The sequence below is a fragment of the Pseudanabaena sp. UWO310 genome, from assembly GCF_006861605.1.
Lineage (GTDB): Bacteria > Cyanobacteriota > Cyanobacteriia > Pseudanabaenales > Pseudanabaenaceae > Pseudanabaena.
This window is the reverse complement of the sequence record NZ_SELU01000074.1, coordinates 1-26309: the sequence shown is the minus strand read 5'-3', so window position 1 is coordinate 26309 and position 26309 is coordinate 1. Positions and strand designations below refer to the sequence as shown.

The following is a 26309-nucleotide window of genomic DNA, read 5'->3' as shown; positions in this document are numbered from 1 at the left end:
TTTGCCATCTTGGTGGTGATGTTTGCCATTTTTGATGATCTTTTGGCTCTGGCAGTGGGGGCATTTCATTGCTTTCTCCTTGTCTCTGCCTCTATTTTCTCACATCACTAATTTACTGACCAGTGCCCCCATTTGCGACGATTGAAGATGCGATCGCCTTAGGTAAGCACCTAAGAGATTGTTTACAGCGAGCTACTCAAAGTGAAGATTTACACCAAAAAAAGACTTTATTGACCTTTGCCATTTTAGGTGCAGGTCGAACTGGCGTTGAATTAGCCGCAACTTTAGCGGATTTATTACCTGACTGGTATGCCTCTCTCGACGGAGAGATTACCGATATTCGCGTGGTGATTATTCAACGCGGTAAAGAGATTCTGAAAAGTGATAGCGATCGCTTACGGCAGACGGCTCAAGATGCATTGCAGAAGCGAGCGGTACTTGTCGAAATCATGCTTGAAACCGCAGTAATTGCAGTACGCCCCAATATTATTGTGATTAAACGCAATGATCAAATAGAAGAAATTACCGCCGCGACGATCATTTGGACGACAGGAATTGTCACAAACCCTCTCATCGATACATTATCGATTCCCGAAGGAGGTCGCGATCAACAGGGACGACTGAAGCTTACTGATACCTTAGAATTAATTGATTTTCCCGAAGTATTTGCAGGTGGTGATTGTGCGGTAATGGAGCATCCTTTGCCCTTAACAGCTCAAGTCGCCTATCAACAAGGAGCCGCGATCGCCCATAATCTCCAAGCACTTTCTGAAGGTCGCTCCCCCATCGCCGCAGAAATTGAGATGAGAGGAACACTCATGAAATTGGGGCTAAATGAGAGTGTTGCTGAACTCTTCGATCGCTATGAAGTGCAAGGTGAACTTGGACATCTAATTCGCCAAGCAGCCTATATTGAGTTGCTACCCACCCTAGCCCGCAACTTTAAGGGAACGCTTGAATGGATATCTGATGAGCTTTTCCAAAGATGTGCTGGAGTATAGCTTTTAAGATTTGAGAGAGTCGCAGCCTTCGGCTGCGACTCTGTGCCCCATATAGGTTTAAAACAATGATTATTTATGAAGCTGCCGAGACCATCGAAAACTATAAGAGTGATTTGAGTGATTTGAGTGATTTGCCTAAGACAACGCAGCGCGATCGCGTAGCAGTTTTGCTTGCAGGGTATGGTGAAGTGGCATCTTTTCGGGAACTGAGTCTTTATAACCAAGCTGCTACTAAGTATATTGCATCACAGTTTTTGCCAATTCCTAAATGGCTATATCCTCTTGCTGGCAAACTTCTTGCGCTTCAAGATTTGTACAGTTTTGGCATTAAGCATCATCATTTTATATCGCCCGAAAATGTGATTTTCGAGAAACAACGTTTGGGACTTGAAGAACAGTTAACATCCCAATGGGGCGAATCTGTGCAAGTATTCAAAGGTTTCTATTTCTGTCAGCCATTCTTGCAAGATGTGGTCAGAAAGATTATTGAGCAAGGTTTTCAGAATTTATTAATCTATCCTTTGCTAGTAGTAGATTCTGCTTTCACGGGTAAAATCGCTGTCGAGCAAGTCAATGAAGTTATCGCCTTAACTGCCCCTGAGAATGTTCCGAATCATGCCATCTTTAAAGCGATGCGCTATATTCCTGCCTTTGCCAAGGAATCTGCTTATATTGACTTGATGGTGCGTCAGATTAGAGAAACTTTAAATCAATCTCCCAGTCTCTTTTTTGAGTCGTGAATTGGGCTTGTCTTAACGGTTCATGGAGGTCCTGAACGGGCGCAGGGACTATTAACGGGGGTGATTGATGGGCAAGAATTATATGATCGCGTTCAGGCACAATTACAGCATCAATATCCACTCATCTCTATCGGTTGGGTAAATCATGATATGCCCTTTATTCAATGGTCGCAGCCCGATCTCAAGCAAGCAGCAAAAAGCCTGATTACAGCAGGCGCACAAACAATTCTATTTAAACCGCTTGGCTGGGTGACAGACAATTATGAAACTATTCTCGAAGTAGATGATGCGATTCAATCTCTGCAACGTCAATACCCGACGGTGATTTACACAAAACTCGGCTGTGTCAATGATGATCCTGATTTTCTGAAAATCTTAGCAGCATGGGCAAATCCCGAAATTGAAGCAATGTTGTCAGTTCCACTATATAAGGAATATCAGCAAATTAATGGAGTCTGACAATGCCAGAATTTTTATTCGCTCTAACATTGTCAGCTTTGCCAGTTATTAGTAACTTCATTGGAGCGATGGTTGCGGAAGCTTTACCATTATCCAAACAAACATTAGGGCTTTCATTACATGCGGCGGCGGGAGTGTTGCTGGCGATCGCTTCCACAGAACTAATCCCTAAAGTCGTGATAGCTAAACCAGTATGGACGACGATTTTATCGTTATTTTTAGGTGGCGCTTTTTTTGTGTGGGTAAATCAGCTTCTCAATTTAAGCAAGAATCGACTACGCGGCATCGATCGCAGTACTGTGAGTTGGGTAATCTTTCTGAGCATCGCGATCGATTTGTTTGGCGATGGCTTAATGATTGGCACTGGCATAACGATCGCACCTCATTTAGGTGTGGTGGTTGCCTCATCACGAGTCGTGGCACATATTCCCGAAGGATTTGTAACCAATGCAGGATTTAAGAGTCAAAATTTACCCAGAAGAGAGCGATTTTTATTACTGGCGGCGTTTATTATTCCTGTTTGGTTAGGAGCGACGCTTGGCTATTGGGGATTACGAGGACAAGAAGAACTTCCTAAATTGATTGTGCTTGCCTTTACAACTGGCGCGTTGATGGTAGCGATCGCTGAAGAAATTATTCCTGAAGCTCATCAAACTCAAGATTCCAACTGGTCTATGTTGGTGTTTATTGGGAGTTTCGCGCTATCAATGCTGTTCTCTGCTTATCTTGGATAGACAGCTTGTATAGCTGCCGCCAACTGTATCAGGACATAAAACCCCAAAGAGAGTTGCCGCGCTCCGCGCGGCAACTCTCTTTGGGGTTTTGATTTTGTCCTAACAAAACTGGCGGCAGCTATAACACCCATTTTTATGTTTTCGATTACGTTTTATTTCGTATTCAATCAATTCACTCAGCAAACAGAACAACTTACTGTCACATTAAGTATTTATGTCTAAGTAACCTTAAAACCTAGAAACGTAGGTCGTCGGCGTAGTAGGTGATTCACGTTTCTAGGTTTTGATTTTTAATTATTTTTTAATTATAAGGAGATAATCAATGAGTACGAATAAAGTAGGACTGTGGATTGACCATAGGAAAGCTATTGTTGTATCTATTACAGAGAATGGGGAAGAGATTAAAGAGATCATAAAAGAGATCATATCGGATGTTGAAAAACAGCCTCGGCGTTCTGGTGACTCACCTCTTAAGGGTGCTTATGAAGCAGCTCAAGTCCCTGCTGATGATAGTCTTCAGAGAGCTTTTACAGGAAGTCTAAATGTCTACTATGACAAGGTTATTGACTCTATTGGTATTGCTGAGTCTATTCTGATCTTTGGTCCAAGTACGGCAAAGGATGAATTCAAAGAACGTCTTAAAGAGAATAATCTTGATAGTCGTATCGTGGGTGTCGAGACAGTTGACAAGATGACAGATCATCAGATTGCAGCCAAAACAAAACAGTACTTTGCCAAATCTTGATGATTTAGCAACACTGAAAAATTGAAAATTTTATGCAGACTTTAAATCAGACTACGAACTCATCTAAAAGCCCAAAATCTCGCACCTCGAAGGATGCATCGGCATCACTGATCAGCATTGCTCAGAGCGATGTGAACGAAGTTCTCCACTTATTTGAAACTGAATTAGAGGGGCTGAGCGAACCTGAAGCTAAGCGAAGATTAGATAAATATGGACTAAATGAGATCGCCCGTGAGAAAAAGATCGCTTGGTATGTCCAACTGCTAAAAACGGTGACTAATCCCCTCTCGCTGTTACTGATTGTGCTAGCGATCATCTCCCTATTTACTGGAAGTACAACCGCTGCTTTGATCATTTTTATAATGGTACTTTTTGGTGGATTATTGCGGTTCTCGCAAGAGTTCAAATCGAATAAGGCTGCCGAAAAGTTGCGGGAAATGGTCAGCGCTAGAGCCTCGGTTAGTCGTAAGGATGACATTAAAAAGCCTGCATCCCCAGCCAAAGATGCCACGGGAACAACTAAAGGCAAAGAAATTGAAGTAAAGCTACTAGTAGCGGGAGATATTATCTTTCTGTCCGCAGGGGATATGATTCCTGCCGATGTCAGATTGATTGAGGCGAAGGATCTATTTCTGAGTCAGTCAACCCTCACGGGGGAGTCTCTCCCTGCCGAAAAGCATGTAGACCTAAGCGATCGCAATGAGAAAAATCCCCTAGAGCTAGCTAATCTTTGTTTTATGGGTACGGCGGTAGTCAGTGGCTCAGGAACGGCGGTGGTTGTAGAAACTGGTAGCCATACTTACCTTGCCTCCTTAGCGAAAACTGTCAGTGGACACAAACCTCGCACGAGCTTTGATAAAGGCGTTAATGGCGTAACCATGCTGCTATTGCGCTTTATGCTAGTCATGGCTCCCTTAGTTTTTTTGATTAATGGCATCTTTAAAAAGAATTGGGTTGAGGCATTCACTTTTGCATTATCAGTAGCTGTGGGACTTGCGCCAGAAATGCTACCTGTGATTGTCACGGCAAATTTAGCGAAAGGGGCGATCGCGATGTCTGACAAAAAGGTGATTGTCAAAAACATTGATGCGATTCAAGACTTTGGCTCGATGAATATTCTCTGCACGGATAAAACAGGGACTTTGACCCAAGATAAAATCGTTTTGCAGAGACACTTAGATCCCTATGGACAGGAGAGTACCGATGTTCTTAAATATGCCTATCTCAATAGCTTTTATCAGACGGGTTTAAAGAATTTATTAGATATTGCCGTTCTCGAACATAATCAAGAACTGGAATCCTTAGAAATTGAGAAAAATTATCAGAAGTTTGATGAAATCCCCTTTGATTTTGTACGGCGGCGGATGTCCGTTGTCATCGAAGAAATCGGCAAACAACATGTCCTAATTTGTAAAGGTGCTGTAGAGGAGGTTCTCAAGGTTTGTACTCAGCTTAAAGTCCACGATCGCGTTGAGGTAATGGATGATGCTGCTCGCGCCAAAGTTTCTGATTTACAAAAAGCTCTCAACTCGGATGGATTACGAGTAATTGCCGTAGCCTATAAAGTCATGCCCACCGATCAAGATCATTACGCGATTAATGATGAAAGCGATCTAATTCTATTGGGAAATATTGCCTTTCTCGACCCACCCAAAGATTCTGCTGCGGAGGCGATTAAAGCTCTCAAACGCACTGGTGTCGATGTCAAAATCTTAACTGGCGACAATGAAATCATTACTCGCAAAATCTGCAAAGATGTTGGCTTGCCAGTCCAAAATGTGCTATTAGGTAGCGATATTGAAGCTTTAGCGGATGATCAACTCGCTGAAGTCGCCGCAACCACAACTATTTTTGCGAAGTTCTCTCCCACTCAAAAAGCCAAAGTTATTCAGGTACTCCGAAAGAAAGGGCTCATTGTCGGATATATGGGCGATGGCATCAATGATGCCGCCGCTTTACGAGAAGCTGATGTGGGGATCTCTGTGGATACGGCTGTGGATATTGCCAAAGAAGCTGCCGACATCATTTTATTGGAAAAGAATTTGTTAATTCTCGAATCTGGTGTAATGGAAGGTCGCAGAACCTTTGCCAATATCATCAAATATATCAGGATGGGGACTAGCTCTAACTTTGGCAATATGTTTAGCGTCTTGGGCGCGAGTGCGTTACTCCCTTTTTTACCAATGCAGCCCGTGCAGATATTAATCAATAATCTTCTCTATGATTTTTCGCAAACAGGAATACCCTTTGATGACGTTGATCGCGAAGACTTAGCCCAGCCCCCGCAGTGGAAAATTGATAATATCCAGCGCTTTATGATCTTTATTGGACCAATCAGTTCTGTTTTTGACTATGCGACCTATGCCTTGATGTGGTTTGTATTTGGAGCAACAACTAGAGACAATCAAGCTCTATTTCAAACAGGTTGGTTTGTGGAAAGCCTGATGACGCAAACTCTGATTGTCCATGTTATTCGCACTTCTAAGATTCCTTTCTTCCAGAGTCGGGCTTCCTTACCGATGTTGATGATTACCGCTACGGTCATGGGAGTGGGCATATATTTACCCTTTTCACCACTCGCCTCAAGTTTAGGGTTTATTCCTTTACCAGCCGTTTACTTTGTCTGGCTAGCCTTCATTCTCTCTTGCTATTGCCTACTGACCCAATTTGTAAAGACTTGGTTTATCAAAAAATATGGCTACAGCTAAAACTGACTTTAAAGACTATTACAGCGTTTTGGGAGTGAGCAAAACTGCCACTCCTGAAGAAATCAAACGAGCATATCGAAAGATTGCTCGCAAACATCATCCCGACCTCAATCCTGGAGATAAAGATGCAGAGGCAAAGTTTAAAGATCTAAATGAAGCAAATGAAGTACTCTCCGATCCAGATAAGCGGGAGAAGTACGATCGCTTTGGACAGTATTGGAACCAGCCGAATTACACTGAAGCACCACCACCAAGTGAAACTAGTACTGGGAATGGCTTCGATCAGTATGGAGACTTTGATGCGTTTATTAACGATCTTCTAGGGCGATCGCAACGTCGAAACTCCAGTGACGGATTTCGCTCTCAAGCACCTGCACCCGATACCGAAGCGGCGATCGCACTTACATTTTCTGAAGCATTTCATGGTGTCCAGAAACGATTACAACTTGATACCGATACGATCAATGTCCGCATCCCCGCAGGAGCAACAACAGGGAGTCGGATTAGGCTCAAGGGTAAAGGTCGTCCTAGCCCCTTCTCTCAACAGCGCGGCGATCTATATCTCACGATTGAATTGTTACCGCATTCCTTCTTTCACTTTGAAGGCGATCGCCTAGTATGCAATGTCCCAATCCGTCCTGACGAAGCGGTTTTAGGCACGGAAATCAATGTGCCGACACCCGATGGCAGTGTAACGATGAAAGTCCCGAAAGGATTACAAACGGGACAATCCCTAAGGTTGCGGGGCAAAGGTTGGACATTGCCCAAAGGCGGACATGGTGATTTATTTGCCAAACTTCAGATTGTTACGCCACAGGATCTGAATGCGATCGAGCAAGAATGCTACGAAAAGATCCAAGCCAATAGCAGCTTTAATCCACGCGCTCACTTAGAAGAGATTAAGTTATGAACAAAGTTCTTTCCACAAGTCATTCATCAAGTCTCTCAACGATGGTAGTTTCCCTCGAAGGTGAACAACTTTACACCTTTGAATATGCCGCATCTATCACGGAGACTTCCATTACGGTTGTACAGGTTTATGTCGAGTTAGGTGTAATCGAACCAAACGGAATAATGCTGCATTCTCGCGAAATTACCCGAATCTCTCAAATTCAACGCTTGCGTCAGGACTTGGGACTCAATTTAATCGGAGCGGCGATCGTGCTAGATATGGCTCAGGAACTCGCGCAACTGCGGGCAAGGCTCAAAGCGCATCAGTCCCAATCAACCCTATGAGATATCCGAAATCAGCACCAAAAACACCTCCCGAAGCAACACCCGAACTAGCTGCTATAGATCGAGAACGTTACGAACTACTCCAACAGTGGGAAAGTTGGCTAGAGATGCCGATGCTAGTGCTGAGTTTTGCTTGGTTAGGGCTGCTGATAGTTGAGCTAGTTTGGGGTTTGAATCCACTCTTTGAGACGATCGGCATTACCATTTGGGTCATTTTTATTTTAGATTTTTGCCTAAAGTTCTTGCTTGCGCCGCACAAACTTTTTTACCTCCATCACAATTGGCTAATTGCTTTCTCTCTGATCATTCCTGCACTAGGGACTTTGCGGATCGTGCCAATCATTCAATCATTGCAATCAGTTCATGCCGTGAGAGGGTTGCAGTTGTTGGGAATCATGACTAGAACGAATCGAGGAATGCGCTTGCTTGGGGCTAGTATGGAACGTCGCGGAATTGGCTATGTGTTTGCGCTAACAGCGATCGTCGCCTTAGCTGGTGCGGCGGGAATCTATACCTTTGAGCGCAATCTTCCTAATGGAGCAGTGGGCATTACGGATTATGGTACGGCGCTATGGTGGACAGCGATGGTGATGACTACTATCGGCTCGGATTACTTTCCCAAAACTAGCGAAGGTCGGGTGCTGTGTTTTTTATTGGCGGTATATGCGATCGCCTTGTGTGGATATGCGACAGCGATATTAGCAACATTTTTTGTCGGTCAAGATGCGGAAAGTGATGAAGCCGAGCTTGCGGGTACAAAATCCATTCAAGCATTGCAAGTAGAAATTGCTGCTCTACGCAATGAAATTCAAGCTTTAGCTAAACGCGATTTAGAGCATTAATTTGTAATGTAATCTTGACCATAGCAATTTGTATCGTAATCAATATTCCCAAGTAATGGTTCGCACTATGCCCAAATTTGTCTTTGCTATTTTGTTAGCCATTACAGCCTTGCCAGTGGTAACTCGAGTTCACTCTTTTTTATGATTGTCGAAGGTATCCTATTTGCAATTGGTTCTTTGAGAACGTGGAAGATATATAACCGTGACGCAAAATCATAATATTCGATGCGCCTGTTGAAGTTGTCTATTTTAGTAGGTATCCAATTAATCGTCAAAGTCTCATAGTAAGATACTTAAGTAATACTCTATTTAAAAAATATTTAATCTAATGACAGCACAAGATTCTGCGTCAATTTACAAATTTTCAGCAACAGGCATTGATGGAAATCCAGTATCATTAAGCACCTATAAAGATAAAGTTTTACTGATTGTAAATACTGCCAGTCAATGTGGCTTTACACCTCAATATAAAGGACTACAGGCGTTGTCTGATCAATATGCTAACCAAGGTTTAGTTATTTTAGGATTTCCCTGCAACCAATTTGGGCAACAAGAACCAGGAAACTCAGACCAGATTCAGACTTTCTGTGAAATTAACTTTGGAGTTTCCTTCCCACTTTTTCAAAAAATCAAAGTAAATGGAAGCGATGCCCATCCTCTATATCAGTATTTGTCTAAAGCAGTACCAGGAATTTTGGGTACTGAGGGGATTAAATGGAACTTCACTAAGTTTTTGGTTGATCGTAGTGGAAAGGTCGTTAAACGGTATCCTCCAACTGCAAAGCCAGAAGATTTAGTGAAAGATATTCAAGCATTACTGTGATAGTTAGAGTGTTGAGTTCCGAAAAGTTATTGACGCTCACAAAGACAAATAATTATTAAGCGATTGCCTAGAAATCACGACTCATAGTAATAGCGATCACCCTCAACAAACCTTTAGCAGATAGATAATTGAGTCGATCATGCTTGACTTAAGTTAAGACTTTGCGGTACTTTGTCTCCAGTGGAGTAATTAAATCGCAATTGCGGTAAAACTATAAGTTAAGCGTCTCAAGAACCCCACTCCCACAGCAACAGCTATATCGATCGCGATCACTTTCTCTCAAGTCAACAATTTGTCGTCAGGGTAAAAATGAATCCACGAATCATCTTTGTCGATGTAGATGACACACTCATTCGATCAGTCGGAGTGAAGAGAATACCAATGCCCAGAGTTGTTGCCGCAGTTCGCACTTTGTACGAACAAGGAGCAGAGCTATACCTATGGAGTTCTGGTGGAGCCGAATACGCTCGTTCTTCAGCAGCAGAACTTGGTCTCCAAGAATGTTTCGTGGCATTCTTACCAAAACCACACGCCTACATTGATGACCAGTCTGTTCAAGAATGGCGCTTCTGCCAGCATGTATTGCCACCCAATGCAGCAGATGCCTAATCTTTTAATGAAATAAAATAAAAATAATTCTTAAAAGCGATCGCCTAAAAATCACGACTCGCGATAATAGCGATCGTCTTGAGGAGATAGATTATTGATGCGATCGCATTTAACTTAGCGTAGAATCTATAATTTGTTTTTATCACTAAAGTTAAACAAGATTTATGTATGAACATTTAGAACCTCTTAAAAAAAAGTTATTAGCATTGAGTATTTCTACTTCGCCTATTCCGTGGAAGTTAGTAGCATCATTGACTATAGGTGGTTTACGTTCAGTTGGTTTTGATAGAAACTCTGATAATCTTCTGATTGTATCTTCTCAAGGGCGAGGTGTTCTTGATTGCCTTACAGGAGAGAAAATAGCTAGAGATTATGATGAATATTATGAAAATGAAGTACATCTAGAAGCAGAAGGCATTGGTACTTTGAGTAATAAAATCATAAGAATATCTGGCTTATGTGGAGGTGGATTACCTGTTAGTACCGAAGACAATTGGAGGCTTGAATTGGTTACTTTAAATTGGCCAGAACAGATGATTATTTTAATTCCACCTGATTCATTCCTTTATGGTAGTCTTTCTGGACATAAAGATGACATGACTAAAGTTGCAGAAGATTCATGTGTTATGGCTTATGGCTTCTCTTACACTGGTCAATCATTCATCGTTGCTACAACTAGCGAAATAAATATTTTCAACAGGGTGATAATATGAACACTGATAAAAAATGCTCATATAAAAATGCTCATATTTGGGGATCGCCTAGAGATAATGCCTCATGGTAATAGCGATCGCCGTTAATCATCAACACTCATGACAATATTTCACAAGGCATCAGACAATCAGAGCTTAGAGACTTGGTTGCAATATGCAACAATTTGATGTATATTGCAACAAACTTGATTGAGGTTTTACCATGTCTATCGCTATCAGAATTTCCGACCATTTAGCCCAAGAGGCAAAAAGTCGATCTAAAGCGATGCATCGCTCAGTTGCTGGTCAAATTGAATATTGGGCGGCAATGGGCAAAATCCTTGAAGACAATCCAGAGCTTTCGTTTGGCTTTGTTCAAGCAATATTGATTAGTCGTGAGCAAGCTAAGAATTCAGAATTAACGCCCTATGAGTTTAGTGAATAAATCCGATGGGTGAGATTCAAGTTTTTCAAACGCCCTTATTTTCAAAAATCAAGAAAAAGCTAAAGAAAAATCAAATCAAAGATCTTGATAATGCCGTAAGAGAAATTATCAAAAATCCCGAACTTGGGGAACAAAAAAAGGGTGATTTAGCCGATGTCTGGGTTTATAAATTTAGAATGGTTGATCGAGAAAATCTCCTTGCGTATCAATGGGATGAAAAAACAAGAACTTTAATTGCCCTTGGAGTTCATGAAAACTTTTATCGTGACATCAAAAAATATAAAAATTTCTAAATTTATAAAAATTGCTGTAACATTTCTGCTATCGCTTTAACTTTTTTTCTAACTGAATTCACCCGCACTAGCTAAGACTAAATGTGAAAGTTGCGATCGCCTAGAACTCACGACTGATAGTACTAGCGATCTGATTTTAAAGATATCTAACGCTATAATAAAATCGCTGTCATTAAAGCATTGCATATACGATTTAGTTGCCTATAGAGTCTTCAAACTTTGAAAGCATCTAATTGTAACAATCAAGAATATATAAGGGTAGCAAATATGATTACTCAAACAATGGTGCAACCTTCTTTCTGGATAGAGGTTGGCATTCAAATCCAAAAGGTAAGAGGACTTAACCTTTTTAAGTTCAATGATGATCTTCAATTGCGCCTCGAAATCCTCATCGAACGAAAAAAAAATAACATCCTCACTGTAGAGGAAAGTGCTGAGCTTGCTGGCATTACTGAACTTGATCGTATTTTCACACTTATAAATGCTCGCATTATTGCCGAGTCATGACCATCAGTTTCGCTAGTCGTCAACACATCCGCGATCGAGCTAATTTTCTGTGTGAGTACTGCCATTCTTTTGAAGAAGCTAGTAGCTCACTATTTACACTCGATCATCTTATTCCACAATCCCTTGGTGGAGACGATACTGAAGATAGTCTTGCCCTTGCGTGTCATCGCTGTAATGGTCGTCTTTACAACTGAAACCCAAACAATCGTTTCAATCTTCAACCCCAGACAAAACAAGTGGTCTGAACATTTCATCTGGTCTGACAATGGACAAAAAATTCTCGGCATTACAGCCATAGGACGCGCCACAATTGAACGTCTCGATATGAACGATGAGCGTCATGATGATGGCGCTATTCAGAGTGCGCGTCGTTTCTGGATTCGTGGCGGCTGTCATCCGCCTGCCCATGATCCTCAACAGTAACCTATTGAGAAAGTTGAAGCGATCGCCTAAAAATCACGATTCACAGTAATAGCGATCGCCTAACTCCTCAAATCGCCAATATAAGCGCCAATTTGTTTAAGCCCCTGCAAAACTTGGATACGTTCTGCTGTATTTTCAAGTAACCGATAAGTAGGCGATCGCGTATATTGAGGAGCATTTTGGAGGCGATCGCATTTCAAGAACAATACTTCTCTTCCATTTGTAACCATTCCATAACAACTTGGCTGTAAGTTGGGAGCGCTCAGTAAATAAGTAAGTGCTTGGGGAATTCCCGCCGTAACGTCTAGCCTTGCAGGTTTTGATTCGATTACCAAAACCCAAAAACTATCTTGGATTACCAAAATATCAATTCTGCCTTGAATTGCGATCGCATTAGCTTCGTCAGCAACTTCGATATTGGTACTTACTTCTGCTTTTACCAAAAAAGGAAATTGATAGAAACCAGCCAAATCTAGCAATGGTGATACCACGACAAGCTTCACAATTTCTTCGAGAGGCGGTTCTTCTTGACTGAGATAGGTATAGTTGCGAGTGAGGCGATCTAATCCTTGTAGTTCCGCTTCGGTTAAAGTCGGTGCATGATTTAACCATTCATCAAAAAAGCGATCGCTAGAGTTAAGTCTCAATCCAAAGGTTTGACGGAGATTGCTAAGGGTAAGGCTACTAGCATTTGTAATCACGGTTAAATCCTTGTAGTAATTACATGAAGTTTAGAAGTCGAGACATTTGATTAAGGTTCTAATACCTAATATACGATATATGTAAGAGAAAAATAGCGATCGCCTAGAAATCACGACTCATTGTAATAGCGATCGCAATTAGTTGGGTACACTGGCGGCGAAGCGTTGAGCAATTTTTAAAGGGAGTTTGGAAATCATTATTACAATGTGGACGATCGCCCTCAACCAACCTTTAACCCAAGATTTTAAAATTTATTCAACAGATATACGGTTTTGCGGTAGTTTGAGAATAACTTGATGTTTATACCGCATTTGCGTATGAATCACAAGTTCGTCTGATGCCCCAACATAGTTTTAAAGGGAACTCAAGCCATGCCTTACGTTATGGTTGACATCGAATCCGATGGGCCAATTCCGGGAGACTACTCGATGATCTGCTTCGGTGCCATCATCGTCGAACCAGAATTGAATCGCTCGTTCTATGGAAAGCTTAAACCGATTTCAGAGCAATTCATACCTGACGCTCTCGCTGTCAGTGGGTTCTCACGCGGAGAATGTCTAGAATTTAACGACCCAAAGGAGGTGATGGAGCAATTTCAAGAATGGCTGGCATCTAACTGTAAGGGACGCACGATGTTTATCTCGGACAACAACGGATTCGATTGGCAATTCATAAATTGGTACTTCCACCACTTCATCGGTAAGAATCCATTCGGATTCAGTTCAACAAATCTCGGATCGCTCTACAAGGGAATGCAAAAAGATACATTTGTGACTTTCAAGCATCTCCGAAAGACGAAACATACGCACAATCCAGTTGATGATGCGCGTGGAAATGCGGAGGCTCTGTTACAAATGAAAGAAATGGGGCTAAAAATAAGTTTTTCGTAACGCAAAAAAAGTAACTGAGCAGATAGATAATTGAGGCGATCGCCTGAAAATCAAGACTCGAAGTAATCGCGATCGCCTTTAGGAGATTGATTGTTGATGAGATCGCCAAGGTAAGAAAAACATTGTCTCATAGGTATTCTCTCCCATAAAATTTGAATCTAGTTCTATTTTGTATCGTAATTAATCAATTCAATCAAGAAATCAAGCGATCGCCCGTCATAGTTAAAATATTTACATAAATATAATGATCCTCATTCAAACATGGCGGTTTGTAGTCCTTATCCTAGCTGGATTTAGCTTAAGTTTAGGTTTGTTGATGAGCTATTCGTTGAAATTACCACCAATAGTCATTATTATCATCTTGATCGTAGCTTTGTTGGCGATCATTACGATGTATGGGCGCGATCGCTGGCAATCGGGGACTGATAAATTACGGGTCAATCTAACAAATGGACAACAAGCAATTGAGCCTAAAAACTATGACTCCAAAGAGATTATAGACTTACCAGAGCCTGTACAGCGATTTTTTAAGGCTGTGCTTCAGGATGGACAAGCGATCGTCACCAAGGTTGAACTATCTCAGCACGGACAGTTCCATATGAATGAAACAGAGACTAAATGGCATAGGTTTACGGCAACACAACTTGTGACTACGCAAAAGCTAGGCTTTGACTGGGATGCCAAAATCCAGATGATTCCATTCATAAATGTATTTGTCCATGATACCTATCTTTTAGGAGAAGGAGATCTACAAGCCTCAATACTCGGTCTTTTCACGGTTGCCAAAATGCACAATACGACCGAATTAAACCAAGGCGAATTATTACGCTTCTTTGCGGAAGCGGTTTGGTATCCGACATCATTGCTCCCTAGTCAGGGTGTGATCTGGGAAGCGATCAATCAGCATTCTAGTCGCGCTACACTGACCGATAGAGAAATAACCGCCTCCGTTGTGTTTCAGTTTGATGCTGAGGGATTAATTACCAGTATGCGTGCTGAAGCCCGTTGTTATCGCGTAGTTGGAGGTAAATCGATGTTTATGCCTTGGGTCGGTAATTTTAGAGAATATTCCGTTTGTGATGGGATGCGGATTCCCTTAGAAGGAGAAGTAGGTTGGGAGCATCCTGAAGGTGTTCAACTCTATTTCAAAGGTAAAGTCACTAAAATCAATTATGAGTTTGCGTCGTAGGATTGGCGAGACTGTCAATTCACTGAATTGAGCCAACACTTCAGTGAATTGAAAAATAAAACCAGTAAGGTTTTGAGATTCCCAAAATGGCAACGCCATTTTGGGAATTAGTATTACAGGATAATTGCCCACAATGCGATCGCTAATAGTATTGTGCTCAAATGTTGAGGTAAGAGAGAGCGCCAAGACTGACGTGCAATCTTTTGGGTTAAAGCCCAAGTCGATAGCACGGAAAAAATTAATACTATTCCTTGCAAAAACGCTATTACCGCAGGATGGGCGATTAAAATTGGTAGACTTGCGCCATCCATTCCCAAAGTTGCCCATGTAACGGGTAAAATCCGACCCGCTTCTTGAAGGAAGAGGTATAAATAATGGGCAAGATTTGCGCCTAGAGCTAAGGGTAAATATCCATAGGCAAGCTCGATAAAGGGTTTGGGTTTGCAAGTGTTAAGACTATAGGGTAACTGATTGTCTTGGCAATTTTTCTTCCACTTAACCATAACGAAATGGAGCGATCGCATGATGCCATAGGCAGCTAGGGGAACTGCTGCAACCACTAGTAAAATCAACACCGATAGCCCTAAATGTGGCAAGAATTCATTTCTATTAATTTGCCATGCGATCGCTATTTGAATCTCTGACAGCCGATGCAGAAACGCACCACCTAGCAATAGCAACAGTAATGCGACTTCATAGGTGCGGGGCACATGGGTCGTCCATAACTCGATCGCAGGTGGACGGAGATTGAACTCCACAGATCGATGGGGACAGGCTTTGAGACAGGTCATACATAGCACGCAGTCTCGATTATCTTGCAATTGGGCGGGATGGGAATATAACGGACAGCCATTAGTTTCTAGACCTTCGCCTTTTTTTACTCCCCCCTTATAACATTGATAAGTAGTACATTCTGCGGAACAAGTCCCTTGCTGGGCGCGTAATTCGGTCATCGACAGCTTTGCAAATAGTCCATTCATCCCTCCAATTGGACAGAGATAACGACACCAATACCTCCGCTCAAAAATCAACGAACAAATCATTGCACCTGCCGTAATCAACAGTAGTAAATAGGCTGAAAGATAGGCGGTATTTTGTAAATTCCATAGTTCTTCCCATAGATAAATCAATACAAATAAACCGAAGAGAAACCAACCACCCCATCGTTCGGAAACATCGCGATTCCAATGTTTTAGCTGTCGGGGATATAGCCACAGTGATATTTTTTGCGTGACTTCTCCATAAATCATAAACGGACAGATCGCACACCACATTCGCCCCACAAATGGAAATGCTATTAAAATTAACGGCCACCACCATGCCCAAAAAAAGTTAAGGGCAATATTGCGATCGCGGGTTTGTGGTGCTAGAAACAATGTTGCGACAATGATTGCAAAAAAAGCGAGCGTAAATCCGTAGTTAAGGCGATCGGTGAACCATTCGCTGCGAAAGAAACGACGCAGGCTAGGATAAATATTGAGCAGATTAAGACGAAATTTTTTCCCTTTGGGTTGGTTTGACCAAAATACTGCTTCCGTTAGAAATGGGGCATTTAATGACTGAATAATTGCCCTTCCCACTAAAAATCGTAACTCCTTTAGGTTCTCTGGAAAGTCATAGCTTTGTAAACTGCGTAAAGCTTCAGCAGAGATTGAGGGTTTGGGAATACCCCGATCGCGGCAGAATAAACTAATGTAATAATCCACATGGGGCTTAATGTCAGCCTTACGGACTCTCAGGGCAGGAACTTTGATGGAATGTTTAACATGGGATTCGCAAGTGGGTTGAGATTTCTCTGTCACCATGATGATCCGCGTTTCACAGATTAAAGGCTCCTCTTGTTCGTCACTGCCGATGGGTTGATAGGTGCGTGTTTCTAAAAGCTGCGTGATCTTAGGAAGCAATTCCTCTGGCAATTCTTGAATATTATTTAAAATGAGAGTTCCCATTCCCAAATAGGTTAATAAGCCAGCATTTCCCCCTGCTCTACCAAATAAATCTGCTCCACTTGACTGTACTAAGTTGCAATTGACCTTAGCGATCGCTTCCCGTCGATAAGCTGAGTTAAAATGAATTAATGCCGCAATATTATCCTTATCCAGCCCTGGTTCCCCCAAAATTAGTACGGGCTCTCGATCTTCACTTGCCTGTTTGATTTCATGACGTAATCTTGTCGCATAGCGACTCTTCCCAATAACTCCGCGCTCGGCTTTAGTAATTAAGTAGGGCTGTAAAACCTGCGATCGCTCTTTTATAAACATAGTTTCCCTAGATCGATTTGTATAGCTATATTCGCTTAAGTCAGGATATCAAACCGAATAGGGAGTTGCGGCGCGAAGCGCCGTAACTCTCTATTCGGTTTGATTTTTGTCCTCATATTACTGACTATAGCTATATTACAATTTATTATGGATTGGTTGGTAGAGACAGATAAGGATGGGCGGCGCGAAGCACCGCCCATCCTTATCTGTCTAGTAATTCACAAAAGAGTTGTCGCGCTTTTGTGAATTGGTATAACTTCAGATTAGTGTGAGTGCATCAAGATTTTAACGAAGCCATATCAATGACGAAGCGATATTTTACATCGCTTTTCACAAGGCGATCGTAGGCTTCATTGATGTTTTGGATGGGGATAAGTTCGATATCAGCAGTAACATTGTGCTTGCCGCAGAAATCTAGCATTTCTTGAGTTTCTTTAATGCCACCAATTAGAGAACCGCTCATACTGCGCCTACCGAAAATTAGGCTACCCACTGATAGTAAAAGTGGATCGGGTGGTACACCGACTTGAGTGAGGTTGCCATCTCGTCTCAACAGGAGGAGATACGCATTGATATCATGTTTTGCAGACACGGTATCGAGAATGAAGTGGAAACTATTGAGGTGTTGCTGCATCTCGTCTGCATTTTTAGAATTGACGACTTCATCTGCTCCCAGCCGCAGCGCATCTTCAACTTTGCTTGGTGAAGTAGTGAAGACCACGACATGAGCACCGAGAGCTTTCGCCAATTTTACTCCCATATGTCCTAGCCCACCGAGTCCCACAACGCCTACTTTCTGACCCTTGGTTACATTGTGATGGCGTAAGGGCGAATAGGTCGTGATTCCAGCGCACAGCAACGGAGCAGTGGCGGCGAGATCCAAATTCTTCGGAATCTTGAGCACAAATTCTTTATCTACCACGATACTCTCGGAGTATCCACCGTAGGTTATGCCACCATTGTGTTTGTCGGGAGAGTTGTAAGTCCAAATCGTACCTTTCTCGCAGAACTGCTCTAGGTTTTCCTTACAGTTAGCACAGGTAAGGCAGGAATCGACCATACAACCTACTCCCACCGTATCGCCTGCTTGAAATTTATTGACTTTTTCACCAACTTTGGTAACCCGCCCGATGATTTCGTGACCCGGGACGCAAGGGTAGGTAGTACCGTTCCATTCGCTACGGACGGTGTGCAGATCGGAGTGACACACACCGCAATATAGAATCTCGATCTGCACATCATGCTTACCAAGTTCGCGGCGTTCAAAGATAAATGGCGCAAGGGGAGTTGTGGCGTTTTGGGCAGCATAGGCTTTTGTTTTCATCGATTTTTCTCCTGATTATTTGTTTAGATAAACTTACTTAAATGCCTTGACTAAAGCCTCAAACTGCACTAGCAGAGACTTGTCGTGAGGTGTAACAGAGGGGATTTTGCGATCGATATCTAGAAATTCATACACTGCCATTTGCGCTGCTCGTATTGAATACTCAACAGTGAAAACGACATCATCGGGAATCTCCACAAACTGGCTAATTAAAGCAAGGTTCTTAGAGCTACGGGGGATCGGCAATGGTCGATCCGTAGGTAAGCGTGGCATAAACATACTAGTAATGTATGGCATTCGACAGGGAATACAGTTTACAGTTCCTAGCGTATCTAAATCGAAGCGTAGATGACCACATAGTTCACGTAAAATTTCTTCACCATTACATTCATCCATCGGTTTCGGTACAAAATTGCCCACGCGATCAGGCAAAAGTCCATATCCCCAAAAAACTTGTACATCTTGGGGCTGATTTATGAAGTGGGGCTGATAGGCAAGTACGATCGACATCAGCCAATTTGAGTCTTTAAAAGTGATCAGCCCACCAGTTCCTGCTTGATTACCGCTAAAATTAGCAACCAGATCAAAGAATTTGGAGTTCTTCAGCGTAACCGTAAAAGACTCCCATACGGATTCAGCAATGCAACTATTAAAAGCAGCAGGATTTCCAAAATCTAGGTTTTCCGCAGCCAATTTTTCCCATAGGCTCCAACTGGTGCAGTCTTCCTTCGTCAGCTTTTTTGGGGCGATCGCCATCGAACCCAAACTTGAGGCATCGGTCATCGATCCATTCTGTAGGAATACGCGATCGCCACTTTCAACTGCGATCGCTTTAGATTCACCTCCCTGCTGATAATGAATATCTGTGACGATTACCTTACCTTCTGAATGAGTACTAACCAGATCTGTGACCTTGCAATCTAGCTCAAAGCGAACATTTTGGGATGTAAGCCAACTCTGCAATGGCAGAATTAATGAATCATACTGATTGTAGATCGTACGTTTAACCCCAGCCAGAGTTTCAATTCGGGTGAATTCGAGCATGAAGCGATGCAAGTAACGCTTGAATTCAACGGCACTATGCCATGGCTGAAAGGCGAATGTAGTTACCCACATAAACCAAAATTCCGTCTCAAAAAATTCTGGAGAAAGCCAATCAGTGATACAACTTGCAGCTAATTCGGATTCTGGAGCTTGGGTGAGCTTTAGCAATTCTTGTCGATTCTGCATCGAAAAGCCCATGGAGCTAACGGTCACCTTTGCACGACGACGATCCACAAGACGTGCCATCGAATTTGACCTGTGCTGTTCGTTAAACTCCATAGTTTCCGCATATACGGATTTGTCGGGAGTATGCAGGGAAGGAATAGATTTAAAAAGATCCCATGTGCATTCATAATTATCAGTTGTCAACATTCGTCCTCCTCTCAGCGAATACCCATCAATAGCGTTCCCTGCTCCATCCATACTTCCACCTAAAAGAGATTTTACTTCCAAGATAAAAATATTCTCGCCAGAGATGCCACCATCCCGAATCATAAAGGCGGCGGCTGCCAAGGAGCCGATCCCTCCACCCAACAGATAAGCCCTAGATTTCTTGTCCATATCAATTCATTCCTATTAATATCTTATTTATTAGGTAAGTGAGCTTAATTGAATATAAAACCCTAAAAGCTGCGTCGCACGCGCAGCGTGCGACGCAGCTTTTAACTCTGGATTTTAATTAGGCTGAGGCATATATTTGTTGAGTTCATCTAACAGATAATTCATGACAATGCTGGCGCTAGTTGAGCTACCCCAAATTAAAATCTACATCACTGTTATTACCTTCGCTTATACTTCTGAATTGCTATTGAGTAACTCTGACAGCATCCTGTTTTATTTCATGAATGATTTACATGAATTGCTTGACTAAGATACAAAGCGTAAGTATTCATTGATTTAGAATCGGCACTGGTCAGCAAAAGCATGATCGACATATTTGCGCCTTTTTTGTTGGCATGAAATGGGCATTTCAGAATCCATCTCCCATTAGCTGACCAGTGCCAAATACTGTTAAGATAATCTTAAAATAAAAAATGTAAGTACATAAAATCATGGTTTTACCTTGCAATTTTTTGGAATTGAGCGATCGCATAATTAAATCCGAGTATCTCAACTACCTCAAATGGACAGAAAATATAATAGAATTTCTGACTACTCTGGAAGATGAGCAACAAGCTCTGCGCATTGTAAGTTTAGGTTTAGAAATTGATTTGCAATTAGGGGCAAAACTTGCAGGTGCTGTTAAATTAGAATTTCAAGAGAAGGCGATCGCTATTTTGTTAGAGGATGAACGACCTGATTGGTTGGATATGTACTTAATCAGAATCGCAAAATCTGGAGAAGGAATTACAAGATTTATAGAAATTATATTTGACAATCATCCTAGTCATTTTATTAGTGATAGACCAGAAGAGATACTTGAGAAATCAGCCAATTCACACAAAGCAGATCTTGCAATTTCTAATTTAAGCGATGCACTTCGCAATTCTGATTGGCAAATAAGAGCAGCAGCAGCTAATACACTTGGAGAACTCTATTTATTTAAAGATATTGAAAGAATAATTGCCGATTTGATCAATGCTCTTGAAGATCCTGAGCAATTTGTAAGATTCGCTGCTGCTCGTTCTTTAGGAAAGATGGCAAAAGTCCAAGGAGTGCAAAAGGCTATTCCTAAGTTGGGGCAAATGCTCAAGGATGAGAAGCATTTTTTGGGAAGATGTGATATTGCTGAAGCCCTTGGAGAATTATCAACTTGTGAAGGAATTGAAGATGTTATTCCAATTTTGATAGATTCATTAAACAAAGAAGATCTAAATGTTCGTCAATCTGCGGCATTGGCTCTAGGGCAGCTATATGTAGCCACTAGAAATGAAACTATATTTGAGAATCTAAATAGAATACTCATAACCGAGGAAGATTTCTCATTGCCATCTACAGTATCTGTTGCATTAGAGCAGGCAGGATTAAAACACAAAGCAATTTCAAATTTACTTAATTCTCTTCAAAGTCTAAATTCTAATTTTAAATGGAAAGCTGCTAGAGCTTTAGATTGTTTGATAGATGGAGATGAAGATTTTACATATATCATTCCAAATTTGCTAGAAGTACTCAAAGATGTTGATTCTAATGTGAGAATGTATGCCATTTCCATTTTAGGTAATATATCGCCTGACGATGTAATTACAGAATTACTTCTAGCACTTGAAGATCAAGAACCATTGGTGCGTCGTTATGCCATTTCTGCACTCAAAAAAGTAAAATCTGAGATCGATATTTCCTTGGTATTGCAAGGATTAGAAGATAATGATGTCGATGTTAAAAGAAGCATTATAGAATTAATCTGTGAGAAAAATATTATTGCAGGAATCCCCAAATTACTTGAAATACTTGAAGATGATGCTTCTGAATTAAGAGAAGATGCTGCAATGACTCTGGGAAAACTAAATGCTGAAGTGGCAGTTCCTGCGTTGTTAAGAACATTGGAAAGCGATGATTCATTCTTAAGATATCAATCAGCCTCTGCGTTAGGAATGATTGGTTCTAAATCAGCTATTCCGAACTTGAGGAGGGCTTTTGAGAATGAAACTTCTTACGGGCTTGCTAAAGTAGTTGAAGCATTGGGTAACATAAGAGATGTTGACAATAAAGACATTTTTATCCAAGGTCTTGAAAGTGAAGATAAACGGGTTCGCCAATATTCAGCAAAAGCGCTAGCCAAATGTTATTTACCAGAGGCAATAAATGGTTTAGTTGAATTCCTTGAAGTTAGTGAGGATTTTATAAGAGAATGGGCAGCAGAAACTATGTGTGGCTTGGCAGATTTTTGGGCATCAGATGGCAGAATGGATTTAGTGGCATCTATGCTTCCAATTTTTTCTCGACTTCCAATGCTTGCAGATTGGGATACTCCAGCCTTCGAGAATCCTGAAGCACTTGAGGCATTAGCGAAAATACAAAAAATCTGTGGTTTTTACAGTCTTGATCTTTGACAAAAACTTTATGCATCAAAAGTTGCCAACTGACTTTCTGAAGAACAGATTCAAAAATCCTAGTTAGGCATGATATTTTTATGAAGTCCCCTGCTTTTAAATTGATTCAGTTTCTTGTACTGTTAATTTTAACCTTCAGCCTCCAAAATCCTACTTGGGCAAGGGCAGGCTTTTCAGAATGGGAAATTTCAACTCTTGGAGGTAATAAAATTGGGAATACCGACAGCTTGCCGTCTGATGTCAAAGGTGCAGCAATTTATGGGAATGAAAATAATGGGAGGATCAGTCGCTCTAATGTTTATGTTGAGGGAGTAAGCGATTTTGGTTTTTATGATGGGGCAATTATTGGAAAAACTGAGAAGCAGTTTTTTTTGTTTAATGAGTCTACTAAAGCAGTAACAAAGTTTGCCACAAAAGAGCAGCTTTGCACTGATGTCAAAACTAAGGGAATAAGATTTAATAACAATCTCAAATTTTTCAATGGAAGCTATCCCTACGATTTTTTCGTTTTTCAATATGCTCTCTACTTTTTAATGCCGTTTCTAATTCTGCTCCTAGGTTTCTTGATTGTGAAATGGAAAATTCCCTTAGCTTTGAGAATTAATCAAATCCTTAAGAGTTTCTCTTTTCCCTTGTTACTATGGATTCTTTCAACCTTCACTTTTCATATTTTCACGCTCCAAGCAGCAAGGGATATTAGTTGGGATGGTTCTTGGGATTTTACATTGTTTTTTCAAGGGATATATCTTGGAAGTATTGAAGGGATTTTGTGGTTTCTAAGTCGTTTTGGCTTAAGAGTACTTAATAAAGTCGGAGCTTTTTATGAGATTAGCAACTCAATATTTTTTGCATTGTTCAAGTGTGCGATCGTCCTTGTACTTATTTCCGTGGGGCTTATGATTTCTCCATTAGCATCATCATGGACAAGCCTTAAATATTTCTCATGTCTCGAATTATCATGAATTGAGAGATTGAGCGATATGGAACATGATCGTGCTTATTACCCACAGTAGGAGCAACTCATGAATTGCCCTTATATTTCGTTCTTTTGCGAAGTCCTATACTTATTACATTTTAAGTCGTAATCAATCAAATCATTCAAGAAACCAAGCATTGATCTATCAAAGTATTTAGAGAACATACTTAGTCAATTGTTTTGAAATGAACAAGAGACACTACAGCAATGCTTGATTTCGTACAAATCAAAACCCAAAAGATGAGCGGCAGTGCTTCGCGCCGCCACTCATCTTTTGGGTTTTATATCCCAAATAAAACTTACACTGCTATAGATAAGAATTCGCAAATGAAAAAATTGTTGAAAGATTTTATGATTGGTAATACTCCATATGAAAACTGATTACTTGATAGTGGGTAGTGGTTTATCTGCATTAACATTTGGTGCTTTGATGGCGCACTCAGGCAAAACTGTCCAAATCCTTGAAGCCCATGAACATACTGGCGGATTTGGGCATACATTTACGATGGCAAAAAAATATAAGTTTAATGCCCAATTTCACTATGTCTGGGACTGTGGCGAAGGACAAACGGTGAATCGGGTATTAAATGTCAAGGGTTTTGTCGTGACGCGACAGAATAATGTCGGGTAGTTGACGCGAAAGAGCAGTTCAGATCGCAAACATAAATTCGCGCCAAGAACTGATCGCCACGACAAGGTTAGATCGTTGAGAGAGAGCCACAAAAATGGAAAGTTAAGTTGACTGAGAGCGAGTAGAAGCAACCAGACGACGATAGCTATCAGACTTGATTTCGAGGATGACAGCGTGATGAACAAGTCTATCGACAGCCGCAACGGTCATCATCGAGTCAGAGAAGATGGAATCCCATTGACTGAAAGGCTGATTAGCCGTAATGAGAATACTTTTACGCTCATAGCGATAAGCAATCAACTCAAACAAGACAGAGGTCTCAGCTTCAGACTTTTTGACATAGCCCAAATCATCAAGAACCAGTAAGTCAAAACGATCAAGCTTCTTGAGCAATGCAGGGAGTTGTAGTTGCAGCTTGGCGTATTGCAAATCTTGGACTAAAGCATTAGCCGCAAAAAACTTGGCACGCATACCCAACTCCACCATACGGCGAGCTAAACCAGCAGCCAGATGAGTCTTACCGACACCAGAAGGACCAAAAATCAGACAGTTACCAGCCCGTTGCAACCAAGCCGTGTCGTCAGCTAATTGCATCAGAGGAGCAGGATTAAATTGGGGACAATGGTCAAAGTCAAAGTTGGAAAAACTTTTTGCGTTGGGAAGTTGAGCCTCGGTGAGAGCTCGTCTCAGTCGGAGATCGTGGCGTTGAATCGATTCCAACTCGCATAATGTTAATAAAAATCTGGAGTAAGACCATTGCTCCTGTAGCGCTTGGTGTTCTATAGATTCCCAGTGGGTGAGAATATGAGACAGGCGGAGTTGCTTCAGATGCTGACTGAGATTCTGGTAAGGACTCAGGGTTATCGTGGCTGATGGAGCTAGATTCAAAGAGTTGGTCATAGCTTGCGAGAGAGTGTTGTGCAATAGTTAGTGGAGGAAAACTTTGGGAGCAGTCCCGAACAAATTGTTGTTTAAGTCTTTTGAGACTTAGGGTTTGAGCGATTAGTTCTTGTTCGAGGTATTCGGCGATCGGTTCTTCTAGGTTCTGGGTAGCAGAAATATACAAGGCTTCCACGATCAATACAGCGGCTGTATCTAGGTCAAACTGAGCTTTTAATTTCACCCACAACTCCCGAAAGTGAGTAGTGGGGAGTAAATCTTCCTGCCAAGTACAATAAATAAAGGCTCTGGGTTTGCGCCGTAAACCTTCAATCACATGTCTGTAGTTGATACAACGACCCCGTCGTTTATCTGGGTCTGTGACCCGCATACGGGGCAGCTCTACAACTTGATGGTTACCCAAATAGCCTAATATGCGGTCGTGATAAAGGCGTAATTCTAATTGACGACCAATCAATCTAGATGGCACTGTATAAAGGACACATCGGACTTCTACAGTGCTATGGCAGCTGACACGAGCAGCGAGCATTTCATAGTCTGGGACGCGGTATTTTGGTAGTGGTTGAAGATGTTTTTTCTCATCTTCAAATTTTGCTTGACATTGCTGATTTAATTTGGCGACGACGGCTTCAATCAGCAATCGATATTCTTCCAGACTCCCGAAATCGTTGCTCCCTCTCAGATAGATCGCTTGTTCGATCCGATTTTTAAGATGTCCATGGGGCGATTCTATGGCACCATTTTCGTGAGCAATCCCAGTATTATTGCGAGTTGGCTGCAATCGATAATGGTCGCAAAGTTCGTCATACAAACGAGTTAAGGCTTTATTTCCTCCCAAATTCTTATAGGCTGCACTCAAACTATCGGTGCGATGTTGTTTTGGTACTCCACCACAGGCGGCTAGCGCGTTCTGTAGCCCTTCTGACAAAGCAATGAAGCTTTCTCCTCCTTGGATAATGTGGGCGTATTGCCAACCGCTATAGGACAGTCGGTAATGATATAACAAGTGATCAAATGTTTTCCCTGCAATTGTTACCGTTATTCCCTTCAGCTCTGTAAAGTCTGAAAGCCCCATCATCCCTGGTTCATGCCGCAACTCGAACATTACTTCTGGACTCGTTCCATACAATGCTTTCCAGGTCTGC

23 protein-coding genes and 4 pseudogenes are annotated in these 26309 nt (G+C 41.6%); 21 read left to right on the top strand and 6 right to left on the bottom strand.

All coding sequences use genetic code 11. The features are described from left to right. Positions 1 to 122: 122 nt before the first annotated feature. The 15 genes and pseudogenes from PseudUWO310_RS19750 (at position 123) to PseudUWO310_RS24035 (ending at position 12257) form a co-directional block, all read left to right on the top strand. On the top strand, positions 123 to 1001 hold the full coding sequence (locus PseudUWO310_RS19750; RefSeq protein ID WP_143122187.1) for an NAD(P)/FAD-dependent oxidoreductase: 879 nt from the start codon (positions 123 to 125) through the stop codon (positions 999 to 1001). 65 nt (positions 1002 to 1066) lie between these two features. Beyond that, positions 1067 to 2200 (top strand): annotated as a pseudogene (locus tag PseudUWO310_RS19745) (ferrochelatase). Between the two features lie 2 nt (positions 2201 to 2202). Beyond that, positions 2203 to 2934, top strand: coding sequence for a ZIP family metal transporter (locus PseudUWO310_RS19740; protein WP_143122186.1), 732 nt, complete (start codon positions 2203 to 2205; stop codon positions 2932 to 2934). A gap of 322 nt (positions 2935 to 3256) precedes the next feature. Next, a complete protein-coding gene (locus tag PseudUWO310_RS19735; RefSeq protein WP_143122185.1) occupies positions 3257 to 3679 on the top strand; it encodes a hypothetical protein in 423 nt (140 codons plus the stop codon). Positions 3680 to 3711: 32 nt separating this feature from the next. Next, positions 3712 to 6387: a magnesium-translocating P-type ATPase gene (gene mgtA / locus PseudUWO310_RS19730; protein WP_143122184.1), complete on the top strand. Its 2676-nt coding sequence runs from the start codon at positions 3712 to 3714 to the stop codon at positions 6385 to 6387. Further along, a complete protein-coding gene (locus PseudUWO310_RS19725; protein WP_143122183.1) occupies positions 6374 to 7297 on the top strand; it encodes a DnaJ C-terminal domain-containing protein in 924 nt (307 codons plus the stop codon). Before mgtA ends, PseudUWO310_RS19725 begins: the two co-directional genes overlap by 14 nt. After that, positions 7294 to 7623, top strand: a complete 330-nt coding sequence (locus tag PseudUWO310_RS19720; RefSeq protein ID WP_143122182.1) for a chaperone modulator CbpM — start codon at positions 7294 to 7296, stop codon at positions 7621 to 7623. The genes PseudUWO310_RS19725 and PseudUWO310_RS19720 overlap by 4 nt, the downstream gene beginning before the upstream one ends. Then, the gene (locus PseudUWO310_RS19715) at positions 7620 to 8465 is read left to right on the top strand and encodes a potassium channel family protein (RefSeq protein WP_143122181.1); all 846 of its coding nucleotides are present in this window, start codon (positions 7620 to 7622) and stop codon (positions 8463 to 8465) included. Before PseudUWO310_RS19720 ends, PseudUWO310_RS19715 begins: the two co-directional genes overlap by 4 nt. A gap of 328 nt (positions 8466 to 8793) precedes the next feature. Next, the gene (locus PseudUWO310_RS19710) at positions 8794 to 9288 is read left to right on the top strand and encodes a glutathione peroxidase (protein ID WP_143122180.1); all 495 of its coding nucleotides are present in this window, start codon (positions 8794 to 8796) and stop codon (positions 9286 to 9288) included. Positions 9289 to 9597: 309 nt separating this feature from the next. After that, a complete protein-coding gene (locus PseudUWO310_RS19705) occupies positions 9598 to 9897 on the top strand; it encodes a DUF705 domain-containing protein (protein ID WP_143122179.1) in 300 nt (99 codons plus the stop codon). Positions 9898 to 10061: 164 nt separating this feature from the next. Continuing rightward, positions 10062 to 10610, top strand: coding sequence for a hypothetical protein (locus PseudUWO310_RS19700; protein ID WP_143122178.1), 549 nt, complete (start codon positions 10062 to 10064; stop codon positions 10608 to 10610). Between the two features lie 202 nt (positions 10611 to 10812). Beyond that, positions 10813 to 11034 carry a TA system antitoxin ParD family protein gene (locus tag PseudUWO310_RS19695; RefSeq protein WP_142656174.1) on the top strand — a complete coding sequence of 74 codons (222 nt, stop codon included), beginning with the start codon at positions 10813 to 10815 and terminating at the stop codon, positions 11032 to 11034. A 5-nt stretch (positions 11035 to 11039) separates the two neighbouring features. Continuing rightward, a complete protein-coding gene (locus PseudUWO310_RS19690) occupies positions 11040 to 11327 on the top strand; it encodes a type II toxin-antitoxin system RelE/ParE family toxin (protein ID WP_142656175.1) in 288 nt (95 codons plus the stop codon). Between the two features lie 267 nt (positions 11328 to 11594). Further along, positions 11595 to 11834 (top strand): hypothetical protein, encoded by a 240-nt coding sequence (locus PseudUWO310_RS19685; RefSeq protein ID WP_055076268.1) that lies wholly within the window; start codon positions 11595 to 11597, stop codon positions 11832 to 11834. Further along, a pseudogene (locus tag PseudUWO310_RS24035) lies at positions 11831 to 12257 on the top strand (HNH endonuclease). The gene PseudUWO310_RS19685 and the pseudogene PseudUWO310_RS24035 overlap by 4 nt, the downstream one beginning before the upstream one ends. Before the next feature lie 59 nt (positions 12258 to 12316). Here PseudUWO310_RS24035 and PseudUWO310_RS19675 read toward each other — a convergent pair. Continuing rightward, the gene (locus PseudUWO310_RS19675) at positions 12317 to 12958 is read right to left on the bottom strand and encodes a type I restriction enzyme HsdR N-terminal domain-containing protein (RefSeq protein ID WP_143122177.1); all 642 of its coding nucleotides are present in this window, start codon (positions 12956 to 12958) and stop codon (positions 12317 to 12319) included. 372 nt (positions 12959 to 13330) lie between these two features. Here PseudUWO310_RS19675 and PseudUWO310_RS19670 point away from each other — a divergent pair, with 372 nt between their 5' ends. Next, entirely contained in the window at positions 13331 to 13849 is a 519-nt protein-coding gene (locus PseudUWO310_RS19670) for an exonuclease domain-containing protein (protein ID WP_143122176.1), read from the top strand. Positions 13850 to 14165: 316 nt separating this feature from the next. Beyond that, positions 14166 to 15038 (top strand): DUF6920 family protein, encoded by an 873-nt coding sequence (locus tag PseudUWO310_RS19665; protein WP_143122188.1) that lies wholly within the window; start codon positions 14166 to 14168, stop codon positions 15036 to 15038. Between the two features lie 113 nt (positions 15039 to 15151). Here the strand turns inward: PseudUWO310_RS19665 and PseudUWO310_RS19660 are convergent, their stop codons facing one another. The 3 genes from PseudUWO310_RS19660 to PseudUWO310_RS19650 form a co-directional block, all read right to left on the bottom strand. Continuing rightward, positions 15152 to 17299: a sigma 54-interacting transcriptional regulator gene (locus tag PseudUWO310_RS19660; protein ID WP_143122175.1), complete on the bottom strand. Its 2148-nt coding sequence runs from the start codon at positions 17297 to 17299 to the stop codon at positions 15152 to 15154. A gap of 277 nt (positions 17300 to 17576) precedes the next feature. Beyond that, complete coding sequence (locus PseudUWO310_RS19655; protein ID WP_143122174.1) at positions 17577 to 18623, bottom strand: NAD(P)-dependent alcohol dehydrogenase; 1047 nt, start codon at positions 18621 to 18623, stop codon at positions 17577 to 17579. A gap of 33 nt (positions 18624 to 18656) precedes the next feature. Next, on the bottom strand, positions 18657 to 20228 hold the full coding sequence (locus tag PseudUWO310_RS19650) for an oleate hydratase (protein WP_143122173.1): 1572 nt from the start codon (positions 20226 to 20228) through the stop codon (positions 18657 to 18659). Between the two features lie 163 nt (positions 20229 to 20391). On the opposite strand from PseudUWO310_RS19650, the gene PseudUWO310_RS23055 reads away from it, so the two are divergent. The 4 genes and pseudogenes from PseudUWO310_RS23055 to PseudUWO310_RS19635 all read left to right on the top strand — a co-directional run. Then, positions 20392 to 20538: a hypothetical protein gene (locus PseudUWO310_RS23055; protein WP_190316087.1), complete on the top strand. Its 147-nt coding sequence runs from the start codon at positions 20392 to 20394 to the stop codon at positions 20536 to 20538. Positions 20539 to 20719: 181 nt separating this feature from the next. Continuing rightward, positions 20720 to 22657: a HEAT repeat domain-containing protein gene (locus PseudUWO310_RS19645; RefSeq protein WP_143122172.1), complete on the top strand. Its 1938-nt coding sequence runs from the start codon at positions 20720 to 20722 to the stop codon at positions 22655 to 22657. An 80-nt stretch (positions 22658 to 22737) separates the two neighbouring features. Next, positions 22738 to 23619 (top strand): hypothetical protein, encoded by an 882-nt coding sequence (locus PseudUWO310_RS19640; RefSeq protein WP_143122171.1) that lies wholly within the window; start codon positions 22738 to 22740, stop codon positions 23617 to 23619. Positions 23620 to 24003: 384 nt separating this feature from the next. Continuing rightward, positions 24004 to 24231, top strand: a pseudogene (locus tag PseudUWO310_RS19635) (NAD(P)-binding protein); the annotation flags it as partial. Between the two features lie 135 nt (positions 24232 to 24366). Here the strand turns inward: PseudUWO310_RS19635 and istB are convergent. Continuing rightward, a complete protein-coding gene (istB, locus tag PseudUWO310_RS19630; protein WP_143122170.1) occupies positions 24367 to 25164 on the bottom strand; it encodes an IS21-like element helper ATPase IstB in 798 nt (265 codons plus the stop codon). A gap of 430 nt (positions 25165 to 25594) precedes the next feature. Then, positions 25595 to 26269, bottom strand: a pseudogene (locus PseudUWO310_RS24030) (IS21 family transposase); the annotation flags it as partial. Positions 26270 to 26309: the final 40 nt, after the last annotated feature.